We start from the raw sequence: 14,840 nt of genomic DNA on the forward strand, positions 1-14,840 counted from the left end.
TCAGGCCAGAGTTGGTCACAACAAACGCTGTTTCGCATGCTCACAGCTCAACCTCAGGAGAATCGCCATGCCCAACCTAGACGACGCCACGCTGCGCGCTGCCGCGGACACCCTGATACGAGCGCACGCGCAGGCATCCCGCGACAACGAATGGACGTTTTTTGTCGATCAGATTTACGCGCGTGATTGCGTCTACACCTGTGAGTACGCCGGCGTCATGCAGGTCACGGCCCGCGGTATCGACGAGATCAAAGCCACTCACTACGGCCGCGACATGCAGGTCGGCTGGGAGGGCTGGACCTTTCCTTACCTCGGCGTTTACACCGGCAGCGAAAACCGCCTCATCACCCACTGGATGAACCGCGGGCCGGGAGAGCGCAGTGGCGGGAGCTACTACGAAACTCCCGGTGTCTCGTTTATCACACTCGATGACGAGGCGAAGATCATACGGCAGTTCGACCTCTTCGACCTCGCCCACCAGATGCGCCTGTGTGATGAACTGGAAGTGGCAGGGTTGTTGTCCCCCACCCTGAAGGAAAACTGGGTGCAGCCAATGAAGGCACGCCTGCAAGAGCAGCTGGCCTCGCACTGAGCTCGTACCCGCCTTCCCACACAGTCGGGGTGCAGGGCACTCCCGCCCGTGACGGCCGGTAGTTTACGTTAACGTAAACGTAGGCTATATTTCAGCCACACTCTCATCAGGCAGGTGCAGTGACAGACCGCAGCTACAGCATTTCGCAGCTGGCGTCGGAGTTCGGTATTACCACGCGGACCATTCGCTTCTACGAAGAAAAGGGGCTCATCCACCCCCGCCGACAGGGGCAGCAGCGTGTGTACAGCGCCGGTGATCGCGTGCGGATCAAACTTATCCTGCGCGGCAAGCGCATTGGTATGAGCCTGCAGGAAAGTGTGGAGGTGATTGACCTTTACGACCCCGCACACAATAACCGCAGCCAGCTACACTCATTGATACACACGGTGCAGGACAAGCGCGAACGCCTGCTGCGCCAGAAGCGGGACATCGAGGACATGCTGGCGGGCCTGGATGAAGTACAGGCCCTGTGCGAGCAAGGGTTGGAAAATGCAGATTGAAGGCGACAGGCCACGCACCCGGCAACGCTGGCACGCCACCCCATAATCACGGACTGAGGCACAGATCATCATGAATACCGGCTACCCCACGCTCAACTTTGGCCTTGGCGAAGAACTGGACATGCTTCGCAACGCGGTCTACCAGATGTGCCAGAAGGAGATCGCGCCGCGCGCCGCCCAGATCGATCGCGACAACGCGTTTCCGAACGACCTGTGGCGCACGTTTGGCGACATGGGTTTGCTGGGCATCACCGTCGAGGAGCAGTACGGCGGCTCCAATATGGGCTATCTCGCGCACAGTATTGTCATGGAGGAGATCAGCCGTGCATCGGCGTCGGTCGGGCTGTCCTACGGTGCCATGTCCAACCTCTGCCTGAACCAGATCCAGAAAAACGGCAGCGAAGCACAGAAACAAAAGTACCTGCCCCGGCTGTGCAGCGGTGAGCACGTAGGCGCGCTGGCCATGTCGGAGCCCAACGCCGGCTCGGATGTGGTGAGCATGAAGCTGCAGGCACGCAAGGAGGGTGACACCTACTACCTCACCGGCAACAAAATGTGGATTACCAACGGCCCGGACGCCGATGTCTACGTCATCTACGCGAAAACCGACCCCGAGGCCGGCTCCAAAGGTATTACCGCCTTTCTGGTCGAGCGCGACTCCCCGGGTTTTTCCCGCTCACCCAAGCTCGACAAACTGGGCATGCGCGGTTCCAACACCTGCGAGCTCGTGTTCGATAACACGCCGGTACCCGCCGCGAACATCCTGCGCGGCGAGGGGCAGGGTGTGAAGGTGCTGATGTCCGGGCTGGACTACGAACGCACGGTACTCTCCGGCGGCCCGGTGGGGATCATGCAGGCCTGCCTGGACGAAGTGGTGCCCTACCTGCACACCCGCGAGCAGTTTGGCCAGAGCATCGGCCAGTTCCAGCTCATGCAGGGCAAGCTCGCGGATATGTATGCCGACCTGTCCGCTTGCCGGGCTTACCTCTACGCCGTGGCCGCCGCCTGCGACCGCGGCGAGGAAACGCGCAAGGATTGCGCAGCGGTCATTCTCTACACCGCAGAAAAAGCCACGCAGATGGCGCTGCAGGCGATTCAGGCGCTCGGTGGCTTCGGCTACACCAACGATGCCAATGCGGGCCGCCTGTTGCGCGATGCCAAGCTGTATGAAATTGGTGCCGGCACGTCGGAGATCCGCCGTATGCTGATTGGCCGCGAACTGTTCAACGAAACCGCCTGACCGGAGTGCTCCCATGACCGTGCTGCAATCCCGCCTGAACCCGCGCGACGAAACGTTCCAGGCCAACAGCGACCACATGCAGACCCAGGTCGATGACCTGCGCGAGCGGGTGGCGGCCCTGCGCGAAGGCGGCGGCAAGAAAGCGCAGGAGCGCCACCTTGAGCGCGGCAAGCTGCTGCCCCGACAGCGCCTGCAGGCACTGCTGGACCCCGGGTCGCCCTTCCTGGAGCTGTCACAACTGGCCGCCCTCGATGTCTACGACGACCCGGTCCCCGGCGCCGGCATCATCACCGGGATTGGCCAGGTTGCCGGCCAGGAGTGCATGATTTTCGTCAACGACGCCACGGTAAAAGGCGGCACGTACTATCCGCTCACCGTGAAAAAACAGGGCCGCGCACAGACCATCGCGGAAGAAAACCACCTGCCCTGCCTGTATCTGGTGGATTCCGGCGGCGCATTTCTGCCCCTGCAGGACGAAGTATTCCCGGACCGGGAGCATTTCGGCCACGCCTTCTACAATCAGGCTCGCATGTCTGCCAAGGGTATTGCACAGATCGCCGCGGTGCTCGGTTCCTGCACTGCCGGTGGTGCCTACCTGCCCGCCATGGCCGACGAGTCCATCATCGTCAAGAATCAGGGCACCATTTTCCTCGGCGGCCCACCGCTGGTAAAAGCGGCCACCGGCGAAGTGGTGACAGCAGAAGAGCTCGGCGGCGCGGATGTACATTGCCGCACCTCGGGCGTTACCGACCACTACGCGAACAACGACCACCACGCCCTGGAGCTGATGCGCCGCGCGGTGGCCCGCCTCAACCGCGTCAAGCCGGTGAACCTGGACCTGCGTGAACCCGAGGAACCGTTATACGACACACGGGAAGTCTACGGGGTGATACCCGCGGACAGCCGGCAACCCTACGATGTGCGCGAGGTCATCCTGCGTGTGGTCGACGGCTCCGAATTCGACGAGTTCAAGGCGCTTTACGGCGAAACCCTGGTCTGCGGGTTTGCCCGCATCCACGGCTACCCGGTGGGCATCGTCGCCAACAACGGCATTCTGTTTGGCGAATCCGCAGTGAAGGGCGCGCATTTCGTCGAGCTCTGTGCGCAACGCAAGATCCCGCTGGTGTTCTTGCAGAACATCACAGGCTTCATGGTGGGCAAGCAGTATGAGGCCGGCGGCATCGCCCGCCACGGCGCAAAAATGGTGCACGCCGTGGCCTGCGCCAATGTACCGAAGTTCACGGTGATGATTGGTGGTTCTTTTGGCGCGGGCAACTACGCCATGTGTGGCCGTGCCTACGAGCCGCGCTTCCTTTTCATGTGGCCCAACGCACGTATTTCGGTGATGGGCGGTGAGCAGGCCGCGGGGGTTCTGGCCACGGTGAAGCAGGACCAGTTGGCGCGTGAGGGCAAGGCGATGACGGCTGACGAGGAGCGCGCGTTCAAACAGCCGATTCTGGACCTGTATGAGAAGCAGGGGCACCCATACTACGCGTCGGCGCGGCTGTGGGACGACGGGGTGATTGATCCTGCGGACACGCGGACGGTGCTGGGTTTGGCGATTTCGGCGGCGCTGAATGCGCCGGTTGAGGAGACGCGCTTTGGGGTGTTCCGGATGTGAGCGGGGTATTGGGCGCCAGTGTGATTGGGGGCTGGGCTGTGGGAGCTTCGTTTGCGGCCGGGGTGGCGGGGAGGCGCTGGCCGGAAACGCTACGAGCACGTCCGTGTGCGCTCGATGGCGGCCATCCATGGCCGCCAACGTTCCGGCCAGCGCCTCCCCGCCACCCCGCCCTGAATGAGGCAGTGAATTTGGACTGTTTGAGCGCCGCTTACCGGACAGAAGAAATCCCTGGACTGTTACTGGGTTGCCTACAACGTGGGGCAGTCGAGGCAGTGTGGGGGTGGGGCCGGAGCTGCGGGACCGTCGGCGGCCATGGATGGCCGCCGCCGAGCCTACAGGGACGCACTCGCGGCGGGTCCCGCTGCTCCGGCCCCACCCCCTCGCTGCCAGCACCACCCGAGCCTACGACCACCAATCGCGCCCACAAACACGCTGCAAGGAACGTCAACCAATGACCACCACCGTCCTCACCACCACCGACCACCGCGGCGTTGCGACTGTCACCCTCAACAACCCGGCCAAGCACAACGCCTTTGACGACGCCATGATCAGCGCCCTGCGGCTCGCCTTCGATCAACTGCGCGAGCGCGACGATATACGCGTCGTCGTCCTGCGCTCCGATGGCAAGCACTTTTCAGCCGGCGCCGATCTGGACTACATGAAACGCATGGCCACCTACGATTATGGCCACAACCTGCACGATGCCGAGATGCTGGCAGGCATGCTGCGCGCACTCTATGAACTGCCCCAGCCCACCATCGCCCGCATTCAGGGTGCTGCGCTGGGCGGTGCCGTGGGGCTGGTGAGCTGTTGTGATATGGCCGTTGCCACACGCGGGGCGAGTTTCGCGCTCTCGGAGGTGAAGATCGGCCTGGTGCCCGCGACGATCAGTCCCTATGTATTGCGCGCGATTGGCGAGCGCGCGGCACGACGCTATTTTCTGACTGGGGAGCGCTTCGATGCTCACCGGGCACTGGAGCTCGGCCTGATCAGCGAAGTGGCCGATGAGGAGTCACTGGATGCCGATGTGGACATGCTGGTGAGTGCTCTGCTGGCCAACGGCCCGGAAGCCGTGAGCGCCGCCAAGGACCTGATCGCCAACGTTGCCGGAGAGCCGCTAACGACCGAACTGGTGGAGGATACCTGCGCGCGGATTGCCCATATTCGGGTCTCCCGCGAAGGCCAGGAAGGCCTCAGCGCCTTCCTCGAGAAACGCACACCCAACTGGCAGGAGAGATAGCCATGTTCAACAAGCTATTGATCGCCAACCGCGGAGAGATTGCCTGCCGCATCATGCACACGGCGCGCCGTATGGGTATCGCCACCGTTGCCGTGTACTCGGATGCAGACCGCAATGCGCTGCACGTGCGCATGGCAGATGAAGCGGTGCATATTGGCCCGGCACCCGCACGGGAGAGCTATCTGGTGGCGGAACGCCTCATCGCCGCGGCGCTGGGCACAGGAGCGCAGGCCATCCACCCGGGTTATGGCTTCCTGTCGGAAAACGCCGCTTTCGCGAGCGCCTGCGCGGAGCAGGGGCTGGTGTTCGTGGGCCCGCCCACCGGCGCTATCGAGGCCATGGGGTCCAAGTCCGCCGCCAAGCACATCATGGGCGAGGCCGGCGTGCCCCTGGTGCCAGGCTATCACGACGCCGATCAGGACCCGGCGCTGCTGCGCCGGGAGGCGGAGCGCATGGGCTACCCGGTATTGCTCAAGGCGACCGCCGGCGGCGGCGGCAAGGGCATGCGCCAGGTGTGGTCGGGGGAGGAATTCGATGCCGCCCTCGCCGCCGCCCAACGGGAGGCGAGCGCGAGTTTTGGCGATGCCACCATGCTGGTGGAGAAGTACCTGACCAAACCCCGCCATGTGGAAGTACAGGTGTTCTGCGACAACCACGGCAACGCGATCTACCTCGCGGAACGCGACTGTTCGGTGCAGCGCCGCCACCAGAAGGTCATTGAAGAGGCGCCCGCACCGGGCATGACGCCGGCCCTGCGCGCCGCCATGGGCGACACGGCGGTGCAGGCGGCCCGCGCCATCGACTACCGCGGTGCGGGCACAGTGGAATTCCTGCTGGATGAAGACGGCAGTTTTTATTTCATGGAGATGAATACGCGCCTGCAGGTTGAACACCCGGTGACGGAAATGATCACCGGGCAGGACCTGGTGGAGTGGCAGCTACGCGTGGCGGCTGGTGAGGTGCTGCCGCTGCAACAAGAGGAACTCAGCTTGCGCGGCCACGCCTTCGAGGCGCGCGTCTACGCCGAAGACCCGGACAACGACTTCCTGCCCGTTACCGGCACCCTCGCCTATCTGCAGGCGCCCGAGGAGTCGGCACATGTGCGGGTGGACACCGGTGTGCAACAGGGGGACGAGATCAGCGTCCACTATGACCCCATGATCGCCAAGCTTATTGTCTGGGACGAGTCGCGCGAGCGTGCTCTGCAGCGCCTGGCCGCTGCTCTGCGGGATTACCGGATTGGCGGTACGGTAACCAACCTCGATTTTCTGTATAACCTGGCCACGGCCGCACCCTTTCAGCAGGCGGAACTGGATACCGGGTTCATCGAACGTCATCAGTCGCTGATTTTCCGCCAACGGCAGCTCGACCTGCAACGCGATCTGCCCATGGCCGCATTCGCCCTGTTCCTGCAGCGTCAGCGTGAGGCCGCGCCGCGCAGCTGCCTCGACCCGTGGTCGCCATGGGCCAGCGGCACGGCCTGGCGTCTCAATGAGCCCCACGTGCATCACCTGTTGCTGCACTGTCATCAGCGCGACGTGCACGCCACGTTGGAACAACTGCCCGGCGGCGGGTTCTGCATTGATATCGACGGCGAGCGTAGCCAGCTGCGCGGTGCCCTGCAGGGGGACGCGCTGGTATTCGAACAAGACGGCCACCGGCGACGCGCCACACTGGCCCGTACCGCGGATGGCTTTACCCTCTACCTGGCCGACGGTGCCTGCCATTTCCGCGAGCTGCCCCCTGACACGGGTGAGGCTTCCGAACATACGGCCGCGGGTGGCCTCAATGCCCCCATGAACGGCACAGTGGTCAGCCTGTTGATTGAAGCGGGTACCGAGGTTGCAGCCGGCACGCCGCTGATGATCATGGAGGCCATGAAAATGGAGCACACGGTGCGGGCACCGGGCGCGGGTACGGTAAGCCAGTTCTACTTCGCCGCGGGCGACCTGGTGGACGGCGGCGCCCCGCTACTGGCCTTTACCCCGAGCGAGGAGGTCGACGCATGAACCTGCCCACGTCGGTCACCCTGGTCGAGATGGGCCCACGCGACGGGCTGCAGAATGAGTCCGCCAGCATCTCCCTGGCAACCAAACTGCGCCTCATTGACGACCTCGCCGCAGCAGGCCTGACCCTCATTGAGAGCGGCAGTTTCGTCAACCCCAAATGGATTCCGCAGATGGCGGACAGCGCCGAGGTCTTCCGTGGCTTGCAGCGGCGCGCTGGCGTTCGCTACACGGCGTTGACCCCCAACCTGCAAGGCCTGGAGCGGGCACTGGACGCCGGCGCGGACGAGGTGGCCGTGTTCGCGGCTGCCTCGGAGGCGTTTTCGCGCAAGAACATCAACTGTGGCGTCGCCGAGAGTCTGCAACGTTTCGAGCCAGTGATGGCACGTGCCGAAGCGGCAGGCGTGCGCGTGCGCGGCTACATCTCCTGTGTACTCGGCTGCCCCTACGAGGGCGAGATTGCGCCGCAGGGCGTACTGGATGTGGCGCGTGCGCTGCTTGACCTGGGCTGCTACGAGGTGTCGCTCGGCGACACCATCGGCACGGGAACCGCCGGCAGTACCCAACGCCTGCTGGACGCATTGCTGCCGCACATACCCGCGCAGCAACTCGCCCTGCACTGCCACGACACCTACGGGCAAGCGCTGGCGAATATTCTGGTGGGCCTGCAAAACGGCATTGCCACTGTCGATGCGTCTGTTGCGGGGCTGGGTGGCTGCCCCTATGCGCGCGGCGCCACCGGCAACGTTGCCACGGAGGATGTGGTGTACATGCTCAATGGCCTGGGCATACACACCGGCATCGACCTCGACGCGCTGGTGAGCGCGGGCGCGCGCATCTCGGAGGCGCTGGGACGGCGCAACGGCTCCCGCGCCGCCAACGCGCTGCTTGCCTCGGCGGACTGATACTCACCCGCTGACACATTCCCGGCACCACACGGTGCATGATAACCTGCAGCGCAAACCGCGCCGGAACGCTTCATGCCCGTGTCATCCATTGCTCTGCAGCGTCAACTTGCCGCCAGCATTGTCACCGTCAGCGGTGTATTGCAGGTGGCTTCCCTGTGGCGCAACCGCTTGAGTGAGGACGTGCTGCTCACCGCGCTGGTGGGCAGCATTTACCTGTTAATAGCGCTTGGCCTCTTTGGTCGTTCCCGTTTCGCGCTGTTTGTCGCCGTGGCCACCTGCTGCAGCAGTGCACTGCTGCTTGGCCCGGACCTGCCACTGGCCGCCTGGTCTTCGCTACAACAGCTGCGCATCGCGGGCGATGCCATCGTGGCCATGCTCTGCCTGCACGTGCTGTGGTCGGTGCGCAAGCTGCCAAGTGTCTGAAAAACCGCGGCGCTCGCAACGTGAGGTCCGCGCCGGGACGGGCCGCTGCTAACCTGCCAACGCGTTTTGCAGCAGCGGATAGCCGACCAGTAGCCAGGTGCCGCTGATCATCAGCATCAACAAACGCGATTGCGCTTTGAGCTCACCGAAGCCCCGGGTGAAGCGCACCTCCTGCTCACCAAGGCGCACCCCAAGAGCCACCTCATGATCCGCGAAGCGCTTCTCAAGACGGGCATCCTGATCCGCGAAGCGCTTCTCAAGACGGGCATCCTGATCCGCGAATCGCTTCTCAAGACGGGCATCCTGCTCCGCGAGACGCACTTCAATGCGCGTTTCCTGCTCCGCAAACGCGGCGCGCAGCGTTGCATCCAGGTAGTCCCGGGTGACGATGTTGTCCGCATAGAAACCGAATGCTTCGGCCATGAGTTCCGCCTGCGCCTCTGCCTGCTGCTCGGGCACGCCGGCCGCGCGCAGGCGGCGGGCGTACTGGAGCGAGTCGAATGCCAATGTTCCCATCATAGCTCTCCATCGCAGTAACGGCAAAGTCTGCCAGCTGCTGCGGCGCAAGGGTACATCCAATGCGGCCAGGGCCGTTTCTGGCTAGTCAGCGCTGCTGGGGCAGGCTAGAGTGCGTGCATGCAGACGTCATCATCCAAGCGCATCACACCAGACCTGAGCCAGTGCTCGCCAAACAGTGCCGTGGCCGACGTCGGTGCGCCCTTGCACACCGCCCTGGACCCGGAAACCTGCCGCCGGGCCCGGCTCTCGCGCGACCTGCGCTTCGACGGCGAGTTCTTCCTTGGCGTGCGCAGCACAGGCATTTACTGCCGCCCGATTTGCCCGGCCCGCGCGGCCGCCGAACACAATGTGGTGTACTTCCGCGAAGCCAGCCAGGCGGCCGCTGCCGGCTTCCGGCCCTGCCTGCGCTGCCGTCCTGAGGCGGCACCGGGGAGCGCTGCGTGGCAGGGCAGTCCGGTTACCGTACAGCGTGCGCTGCGCCTGATTCGCGAGGGCGCCCTGAACCAGGGGTCGCTCGCCACACTGTGCACGCGCCTCGGCGTGGGTGAGCGCTATCTGCGCAAATTGTTTCAGCGCGAGCTGGGCGTTTCGCCTAACGCCGTCGCGCAAAACCAGCGCCTGCTCTTTGCCCGCCAGCTGTTGCAGGAAACCGCACTGCCAATAACGGATATCGCTTATGCCGCCGGCTTTGGCAGCGTGCGTCGCTGTAACAGCGCCTTTCAAGGCAGTTTTGGCAAAACACCGGGTGCCATGCGTCGAGGGCAAGTCACGGCTTCTCCCGAACCGGGCATTCGCTTGCTGCTGCGCTATCGCCCCCCTTACGACTGGGCTGGTGTTCTGGACTTTTTCCAGCGCCACGCGGTGAATGGCGTTGAGTCCGTGGAGAACGGCGTGTACCGCAGGCAGATCCAGGTGCGTGCGCACAGCGGCACAATAAGTGTACGCCATGCGCCCGCGCGGCACGCCATCGAGCTGGAGTTGCACCTGCCCGACTTGGCAGACATGACCCCCGTGGTGCAGCGCGTACGGCGAATGTTCGACCTGGATGCCAACCCCGAGGTGATCGCTGCGAGCCTGCGGCAGGACCCGGCACTGGCAACCCTGCTGGAGCGCTTCCCCGGCATACGCTCTCCGGTGTACTGGAGTGCGGAGGAAGCCACCCTGCGCGCCATTGTGGGCCAGCAGGTGAGTGTTGCCGCCGCTCGCGGCGTCTGCTCACGCCTGGCCGACGCCACACAGCGCCCCGGACACCCTCCGGCCTTTCCCGCCGCTGTAGCGGTTGCGGCGCTGGATAACAGCCACTTTCCCATGCCCAAGCGCCGGCGCGACACCCTGCGCCGGGTCTGCAGCCGACTCGCCAGCGGCGAAGACCCAGGGGCTGAAGCGTTGCTGGCTGAGCCTGGCATTGGCCCCTGGACCGTCGCCATGATCGCGATGCGGGGTGAAGGCCAACCCGATGCGTTTCCCCCCCGGGATCTCGGCCTCATGCGCGCCTGGGAGGCGCTCCCTGAAGCCACAGAAGCACTGCAGCCCGCCAGCGAACACTGGCGCCCCTGGCGGGCCTACGCCGCCAACCTGCTGTGGCGCAGTCTCGATGCATAAGCCCGACCGCAGCCAACGTTGCGCAACGCCACCCTCACGTCACAACCACGGCCGCGCGCGCCGAGGAGACTGGACATGACTACCACCGTCACCCGCTTGGTCGAAAGTCCCCTGGGAACGTTACAGCTGGTCGCGAACGACTCGGCACTGACCGCCATCCACTTCCCGGGACAGCACGAAGCTGCAGCGGAGGAGCGCGAGACCAACGCCGTGCTGGCGTTGGCCAGCGCCCAACTGGCAGAGTATTTTGCGGGATCGCGGCGGGCGTTTGACGTGCCACTGGATGCGCGGGGCACGCCGTTTCAGCAGGCCGTTTGGCGGGCACTGCGCGCCATTCCGTGGGGCGAACTGCGCAGTTACCGCGACATCGCCTGCGCCCTGCACAACCCGCGAGCTGTGCGCGCTGTCGGGGCAGCGAACGGGCGCAATCCCCTACCCATTGTCGTGCCCTGTCACCGCGTGATTGGCGCGAACGGCAGCCTGACCGGGTTTGCCGGCGGGCTGGCCGCAAAAGTGTTGTTGCTGGAACTGGAGGGGAGCTTGACGGAGGAAGGCGTGGCGCCAACCTCCGGCAAAAGCACCTGAGATTCGCGCGGGTGGCTCCTCAAAGACGCTGAAGGCTCGCTACGGCCGCTGAAGGCTCGCTCTGCAGCTGAAGGCTCATGGACTGTTGGCAATAAAGCTGATCCACGTGGGCTCATCGATAAACCCCGTGCCCCAGCTTGCCCACACTTCACCGAGACCGGCCTCGGTAATGGCCTCCACGGATTCGCCCGCCTCCAGCTTGTCGGACACGTAGGTGGACGTGAGCTGCAGCATATCGAGATAGCGTTCAAGGTCCGCTTTGCTGGCCACACTGCCGTGTCCGGGCACAATGACCGTGCTGCCGTCCACTCGCTCCAGCACGGCCTGCACCGCGGCGATGTAGCCTGACACGGTGCCGCCGGAAGCGATATCGACAAACGGGAAGCGGTCCTTGAAGTACAGGTCTCCCATGTGCACCAGGTTTTCCGCCGTGAAATACACCACGCTATCGCCATCAGTGTGACCGGCGGCATAGTGCTGCACATCGAGGTCGTCGTTATTGAAGTGCAGGGCCAGGGAATCACCGAACGTCACCACCGGCAACGCACCCTTGGGGCTGGGCTCCACCACCCGGTTCATGGCCGGCATGTCCTGCCGCGTGGCCATGCGCTCGCGCACGCGGGTGTGGGCGACGACGACCGCGCCCCGGTCCGCCCAGAACAGATTGCCGCCCGTGTGGTCGGAGTGCCAGTGGGTGTTGAGCACGAAGCTCGGGTTGGCATCCGCACCGGCCAGGTCAACCAGCGCCGCTTCATAGGCGGGCACCATGTTCTGGTAATCATCATCGATGATCAGCAGACCATCTTCACCCACCGAGGCGACCACGTTGCCGCCGCGCCCCTGCAACAGATGGAGCGTGCCGGTGAGTGCCGTGGTGGTGACCTCGGGAAGCTCACCGTGGTTGTCAGCGCCAGCCGGCGCCGCGAGGGGCAATGCCATTGCCAAACAGAGCAGCGCGGCGGGGCCTAGAGCGCGCGGCGCCAAGGGCAGGTAATGTGCACAGTGCGTGGTCAGTGAGGACATGGAGCTACCTCCTTGCGGTTGCGGTGAGAGCCCTACGCGTTGAGATCGGGAATGAGATCATCTTTCAAATGCTCGATCGTATCCTTCAGGCGCAGCTTTTCTTTTTTCAGGCGCTGCAGCAGGATCTGGTTCTTGTAGGGAAATTCATAGAGTTCATCAATTTTTTCGTCCAGCGCACGATGGCGTGCCATCAGCTCCATCAGCCGCATGGCGGGTGTTGGCTCTTCATTAGCGGCGTCAGGTGCGTCTTGGCCGCGTCCAAATGGGCTGCGCGGTGGCTCGTTCATGGTTGGGCTGCCTCCTGTACGGGCAGTGTCCGAATCGTGTTCAACTCTATACCTTACGGGTTTACCCGCACAAGCGCCATGCAAGACGGTTTTGTATTGGCGCCGACCACAGCCGCCTTGATAACAGCCGCACTCATGTCGAAACACCACCACGCGATTGCCGCTGGTCGGCAAGCAGCTCGGGCCAAAGCGCATTGTGCGCCTCCCCCACCGCGAGAAAGTGCGGGCTGAGCAGCGAGTCACGACAGTTATAGCGCAGAGGTTGGCCGTCGAGGCCCAGCACACTGCCGCCTGCGGCCTCCACTACCGCCTGGCCGGCGGCCACGTCCCATTCGCTGCACGGTGAAAAGCGCGGGTAAACATCACCGCGGCCCTCCGCCAGCTGACAGAACTTGAGTGCACTGCCACTGTTCTCACGCTGCAACGGGCCACAGTGCGCCTCCAGCCACGCCAGGCAGGCATCCAGGGCCGCATTGCGGTGACGCCGGCTGGCCAATACCGTAACGCCCTCCTGCGCACCGGGCAGCGCCCGGGTACGCAGTGGCCCTTGCTGCCACTGACCGTTTGCATCGGCTATGAAGCGCGCGGAGAGCGCACCCGGCACACCGACACAGGCCACTCTCTGCAGGGGAATGTAGAGCACACCCAACACCGGACGGTGCTGGTCGATAAGCGCGATGTTGATCGTGAACTCCCCGGTACCGGCGATAAATTCCTTGGTGCCATCCAGCGGGTCCACCATCCAGAACCGGGTCCAGGCGTGGCGCTGCGCCTTCTGCGCGGGCGATGATTCCTCGGACAATAACGGCAGCTGCGGTGTGAGCGCCGCCAGGCCATCGCGCAGACAGGCGTGGGAGTCCATGTCCGCATGCGTGAGCGGGGAATTATCGGTTTTGGCACGCAGCCCGCTGTCACCCGGCGCATGGTAGTGGTCACAAATCACCTGCCCTGCCTTCAGGCAGAGTTGCAGCAGGGGTGGAACAAGCGCGGTCAAATCGGGCACGGTAGCTACCTGGGCAATAATCGGGCAATTGTAACACTGTGGGCCACGACGTCCCGCGGTGCAGTGGGAAGCCCCTGCTCAGCAATGTGGGTGTCGGCGACCGACGCCGGCAACATCGGCCACCCGCATGCGGCTGGCCCCAAAACACGGCATACTAGTGCGCCCCAACGCAACGCTGAGTCACGCGCATGATCACCTGGGACAGTATTGATACGGTTCTGCTGGACATGGACGGCACCCTGCTGGACCTGCATTTCGACAACTACTTCTGGCTGGACCACCTGCCGCGCCTGTATGCGGAGAAACACGGCATCGCGGCAGCGGAAGCCACCACGGCGCTGCACGGGCGTTTCGACGGACGCCAGGGCACTCTGGACTGGTACTCACTGGACTACTGGAGCGCCCAGCTGGAGATGGACGTACCGGCGCTCAAGCAGGAGCTGCGGCACATGATCAAACTGCGGCCCCATGCGCTGGAATTCCTGCAGCGCCTGCACGCCGGCCCGCGCGAGGTGGTGCTGGTCACCAACGCTCACCGCAAGACGCTGGAGATCAAAATGGCCCAGGTGGACATCACCCCATGGTTCGACCGCCTGGTGGTGTCGCACGACCTCGCCGCACCCAAGGAAGACCAGGCTTTCTGGCATGCCCTGCAAGCCCTGCACCCCTTCGACCCGGCGCGCACCCTGCTGATTGATGACACCGAGAGCGTGCTGCAGTCCGCGCATGACTACGGGATTGCGCACCTGCTCACCCTGCTGCAGCCGGACAGCCAGCTGCAGAAACGCCTCGACACCCGCTTTCCCGGCATTCACCACTTTGATGAAATCATGCCCGAGGCCGCGCTCATGGGCACTGCACCGTGAGCGAGCACAAACTTCGCATCGACAAATGGCTGTGGGCTGCGCGCTTCTTCAAAACCCGCAGCCTGGCCAAGGCCGCCATTGAGGGGGGCAAGGTGCAGCTGGACGGCCAGCGCATCAAGGTGTCCAAGGAAATTGCAGAGGGTGACCGGCTGGTAATACGTCAGGGCTACGACCTGCGCGAAGTGATCGTATTGGCACTGTCCGACCAACGCCGCGGCGCGCCCGACGCACAGTTATTATATGAAGAAACCGCATCCAGTATTGAGCGCCGGGAAAGCGACGCCGCTGCACGAAAAGCCGCCGGCGGCATGATTGAGCGGCCGCTGCATCGTCCCACCAAGAAACAACGTCGACAGATCCACCGCTTCAAGGAACTGCCCGGGGAAGATTAAGGCGCAGTGCTACCACACGGAAATCATCGCATT

At 64.1% G+C, this 14,840-nt stretch carries 16 protein-coding genes; 12 read left to right on the plus strand and 4 right to left on the minus strand.

The genetic code is table 11. The features are described 5' to 3' along the window. Positions 1-67: 67 nt before the first annotated feature. The 8 genes from EGJ68_RS16315 (at position 68) to EGJ68_RS16350 (ending at position 8,530) form a co-directional block, all read left to right on the plus strand. Positions 68-592 carry a nuclear transport factor 2 family protein gene (locus EGJ68_RS16315; RefSeq protein ID WP_123035616.1) on the plus strand — a complete coding sequence of 175 codons (525 nt, stop codon included), beginning with the start codon at positions 68-70 and terminating at the stop codon, positions 590-592. Between the two features lie 119 nt (positions 593-711). Next, the gene (locus tag EGJ68_RS16320) at positions 712-1,092 is read left to right on the plus strand and encodes a MerR family transcriptional regulator (protein ID WP_123035617.1); all 381 of its coding nucleotides are present in this window, start codon (positions 712-714) and stop codon (positions 1,090-1,092) included. A 70-nt stretch (positions 1,093-1,162) separates the two neighbouring features. Beyond that, positions 1,163-2,332: an isovaleryl-CoA dehydrogenase gene (locus EGJ68_RS16325; RefSeq protein WP_123035618.1), complete on the plus strand. Its 1,170-nt coding sequence runs from the start codon at positions 1,163-1,165 to the stop codon at positions 2,330-2,332. 13 nt (positions 2,333-2,345) lie between these two features. Next, positions 2,346-3,953: a carboxyl transferase domain-containing protein gene (locus tag EGJ68_RS16330; RefSeq protein ID WP_123035619.1), complete on the plus strand. Its 1,608-nt coding sequence runs from the start codon at positions 2,346-2,348 to the stop codon at positions 3,951-3,953. Between the two features lie 451 nt (positions 3,954-4,404). After that, positions 4,405-5,193: an enoyl-CoA hydratase/isomerase family protein gene (locus EGJ68_RS16335; RefSeq protein WP_123035620.1), complete on the plus strand. Its 789-nt coding sequence runs from the start codon at positions 4,405-4,407 to the stop codon at positions 5,191-5,193. A 2-nt stretch (positions 5,194-5,195) separates the two neighbouring features. After that, positions 5,196-7,202, plus strand: a complete 2,007-nt coding sequence (locus EGJ68_RS16340) for an acetyl/propionyl/methylcrotonyl-CoA carboxylase subunit alpha (protein WP_123035621.1) — start codon at positions 5,196-5,198, stop codon at positions 7,200-7,202. Then, complete coding sequence (locus EGJ68_RS16345; protein ID WP_123035622.1) at positions 7,199-8,104, plus strand: hydroxymethylglutaryl-CoA lyase; 906 nt, start codon at positions 7,199-7,201, stop codon at positions 8,102-8,104. The genes EGJ68_RS16340 and EGJ68_RS16345 overlap by 4 nt, the downstream gene beginning before the upstream one ends. 75 nt (positions 8,105-8,179) lie before the next feature. After that, a complete protein-coding gene (locus EGJ68_RS16350) occupies positions 8,180-8,530 on the plus strand; it encodes a hypothetical protein (RefSeq protein WP_123035623.1) in 351 nt (116 codons plus the stop codon). A 48-nt stretch (positions 8,531-8,578) separates the two neighbouring features. Here EGJ68_RS16350 and EGJ68_RS16355 read toward each other — a convergent pair whose 3' ends face one another. Then, complete coding sequence (locus tag EGJ68_RS16355) at positions 8,579-9,046, minus strand: hypothetical protein (protein ID WP_123035624.1); 468 nt, start codon at positions 9,044-9,046, stop codon at positions 8,579-8,581. Positions 9,047-9,166: 120 nt separating this feature from the next. Between EGJ68_RS16355 and EGJ68_RS16360 the strand changes: the two genes are divergently transcribed. Together EGJ68_RS16360 and EGJ68_RS16365 are read left to right on the plus strand one after the other, a co-directional pair. Further along, a complete protein-coding gene (locus EGJ68_RS16360; protein ID WP_123035625.1) occupies positions 9,167-10,651 on the plus strand; it encodes an AlkA N-terminal domain-containing protein in 1,485 nt (494 codons plus the stop codon). A 75-nt stretch (positions 10,652-10,726) separates the two neighbouring features. Beyond that, complete coding sequence (locus tag EGJ68_RS16365) at positions 10,727-11,236, plus strand: methylated-DNA--[protein]-cysteine S-methyltransferase (RefSeq protein ID WP_123035626.1); 510 nt, start codon at positions 10,727-10,729, stop codon at positions 11,234-11,236. A gap of 75 nt (positions 11,237-11,311) precedes the next feature. Here the strand turns inward: EGJ68_RS16365 and EGJ68_RS16370 are convergent, their stop codons facing one another. The 3 genes from EGJ68_RS16370 to cysQ all read right to left on the minus strand — a co-directional run bounded on the left by EGJ68_RS16370 (position 11,312) and on the right by cysQ (position 13,549). After that, entirely contained in the window at positions 11,312-12,259 is a 948-nt protein-coding gene (locus EGJ68_RS16370; RefSeq protein ID WP_123035627.1) for an MBL fold metallo-hydrolase, read from the minus strand. Positions 12,260-12,291: 32 nt separating this feature from the next. Then, the gene (locus EGJ68_RS16375; RefSeq protein ID WP_123035628.1) at positions 12,292-12,546 is read right to left on the minus strand and encodes a YdcH family protein; all 255 of its coding nucleotides are present in this window, start codon (positions 12,544-12,546) and stop codon (positions 12,292-12,294) included. A 133-nt stretch (positions 12,547-12,679) separates the two neighbouring features. Beyond that, on the minus strand, positions 12,680-13,549 hold the full coding sequence (gene cysQ, locus EGJ68_RS16380) for a 3'(2'),5'-bisphosphate nucleotidase CysQ (RefSeq protein ID WP_123035629.1): 870 nt from the start codon (positions 13,547-13,549) through the stop codon (positions 12,680-12,682). Positions 13,550-13,737: 188 nt separating this feature from the next. Here cysQ and yrfG point away from each other — a divergent pair, with 188 nt between their 5' ends. Further along, on the plus strand, positions 13,738-14,415 hold the full coding sequence (yrfG, locus tag EGJ68_RS16385; protein ID WP_123035630.1) for a GMP/IMP nucleotidase: 678 nt from the start codon (positions 13,738-13,740) through the stop codon (positions 14,413-14,415). Continuing rightward, positions 14,412-14,807 (plus strand): RNA-binding S4 domain-containing protein, encoded by a 396-nt coding sequence (locus tag EGJ68_RS16390; RefSeq protein WP_123035631.1) that lies wholly within the window; start codon positions 14,412-14,414, stop codon positions 14,805-14,807. The genes yrfG and EGJ68_RS16390 overlap by 4 nt, the downstream gene beginning before the upstream one ends. The last annotated feature ends 33 nt before the right edge of the window (positions 14,808-14,840 follow it).

Source organism: Haliea alexandrii, assembly GCF_003719295.1.
GTDB lineage: Bacteria > Pseudomonadota > Gammaproteobacteria > Pseudomonadales > Halieaceae > Haliea > Haliea alexandrii.

Bases quoted from the DNA above. Each gene is read 5' to 3' on its own strand.
- EGJ68_RS16315 (WP_123035616.1), top strand. From the start codon at position 68: ATGCCCAACCTAGACGACGCCACGCTGCGCGCTGCCGCGGACACCCTG.
- EGJ68_RS16325 (WP_123035618.1), top strand. From the start codon at position 1,163: ATGAATACCGGCTACCCCACGCTCAACTTTGGCCTTGGCGAAGAACTG.
- EGJ68_RS16330 (WP_123035619.1), top strand. From the start codon at position 2,346: ATGACCGTGCTGCAATCCCGCCTGAACCCGCGCGACGAAACGTTCCAG.
- EGJ68_RS16335 (WP_123035620.1), top strand. From the start codon at position 4,405: ATGACCACCACCGTCCTCACCACCACCGACCACCGCGGCGTTGCGACT.
- EGJ68_RS16340 (WP_123035621.1), top strand. From the start codon at position 5,196: ATGTTCAACAAGCTATTGATCGCCAACCGCGGAGAGATTGCCTGCCGC.
- EGJ68_RS16345 (WP_123035622.1), top strand. From the start codon at position 7,199: ATGAACCTGCCCACGTCGGTCACCCTGGTCGAGATGGGCCCACGCGAC.
- EGJ68_RS16350 (WP_123035623.1), top strand. From the start codon at position 8,180: ATGCCCGTGTCATCCATTGCTCTGCAGCGTCAACTTGCCGCCAGCATT.
- EGJ68_RS16355 (WP_123035624.1), bottom strand. From the start codon at position 9,046: ATGGGAACATTGGCATTCGACTCGCTCCAGTACGCCCGCCGCCTGCGC.
- EGJ68_RS16360 (WP_123035625.1), top strand. From the start codon at position 9,167: ATGCAGACGTCATCATCCAAGCGCATCACACCAGACCTGAGCCAGTGC.
- EGJ68_RS16365 (WP_123035626.1), top strand. From the start codon at position 10,727: ATGACTACCACCGTCACCCGCTTGGTCGAAAGTCCCCTGGGAACGTTA.
- EGJ68_RS16370 (WP_123035627.1), bottom strand. From the start codon at position 12,259: ATGTCCTCACTGACCACGCACTGTGCACATTACCTGCCCTTGGCGCCG.
- EGJ68_RS16375 (WP_123035628.1), bottom strand. From the start codon at position 12,546: ATGAACGAGCCACCGCGCAGCCCATTTGGACGCGGCCAAGACGCACCT.
- yrfG (WP_123035630.1), top strand. From the start codon at position 13,738: ATGATCACCTGGGACAGTATTGATACGGTTCTGCTGGACATGGACGGC.